Consider the following 1,283-nt stretch of genomic DNA (forward strand, 5'->3'; position numbering starts at 1 on the left):
AGCTCGCTTGAGAGGTTTTTCCGCACGATATCGCCATCCAGCAGTGTCACCGGACGCCCGCCCATCTCCATTAGTTTAACCATTAAAGCATTTGCGATCGTGCTCTTGCCCGACCCCGAAAACCCGGTGAAAAACACCGTAAACCCCTGCTGGCTGCGCGGCGGCCGGGTGCGGCGCAGCTCTGCCACCACTTCGGGAAAGGAGAACCACTCGGGGATCTCCAGCCCTTCGGCCAGACGGCGGCGCAGCTCGGTGCCGGAGATGTTGAGGATGGTGACGTTGTCTTTGTCCTCGATCTCGTCCGCGGGCTCATATTGCGCGCGCTCCTGGACCCAGACCATGTGTTTGAAGTCCACCATCTCGATGCCCATCTCGTCCTGATGCTCGCGGAAGAGGTCCTGCGCATCGTAGGGACCGTAGAAATCCTCACCGGCAGAGTTCTTGCCGGGGCCCGCGTGATCGCGGCCGACGATGAAATGGGTGCAGCCGTGGTTCTTGCGAATGAGCCCGTGCCAGACCGCCTCGCGCGGGCCGGCCATGCGCATCGCCAGATTGAGCAGCGACATCGACGTGGTGGCGGCGGGGTATTTGTCGAGCACCGCCTCGTAGCAGCGCACGCGGGTGAAGTGATCCACATCGCCCGGCTTGGTCAGACCGACGATGGGATGGATGAGCAGGTTGGCCTGTGCCTCGCGCGCGGCGCGGAACGTCAGCTCCTGATGCGCGCGATGCAGCGGGTTGCGGGTCTGGAAGGCCACGACGCGCTTCCAGCCGACCTTGCGGAAGAAAGCACGCAGCTCGTTGGGGGTGTCGCGGCGGGCGCGGAAATCATAGTGCACGGGCTGCTGGATGCCGGTGACGGGGCCGCCCAGATAGATCTCGCCCGCCTGATTGTGCAGGTAGTTGACGGCCGGATGCGCGTCGTCATCGGCGCCGAAGACCATCGAAGCCTCGCGCGCCTTGTCGGGGCTCCAGCGGTCGGTGACGGTCATGGTGGCGAGGATGACGCCTTCCTGGTCACGCAGCGCGATGTCCTGGCCGATCTCCAGCCCGCCGGCGAACTCCGCGCCCACGTCCAATGTGATCGGCATCGGCCAGAGGCTGCCATCCGCGAGCCGCATGCTCTCCACGACACCGTCGTAATCAGCTTGGTTCATGAACCCCTTGAGCGGGTTGAACCCGCCGTTCATCAACAATTCCAGATCACAGATCTGCCGCGGGGTCAGATCCCAACTCGTCAAATCCCCCGCCTCCAACTTCAGCTTCTGAGCCGAATCAGAGGA

General features: G+C 63.6%; 1 protein-coding gene. It reads right to left on the bottom strand.

Going from position 1 to position 1,283, the window contains the following annotated elements; all coding sequences use genetic code 11:
- Nucleotides 1-1,283 (bottom strand): bifunctional sulfate adenylyltransferase/adenylylsulfate kinase (locus Q1A53_RS23320; protein ID WP_299971800.1); only part of this gene is annotated, 1,283 nt, incomplete at both ends.

Origin of the sequence: uncultured Roseobacter sp. (assembly GCF_947496515.1) — a bacterium.
Taxonomy (GTDB): Bacteria; Pseudomonadota; Alphaproteobacteria; order Rhodobacterales; family Rhodobacteraceae; genus Roseobacter.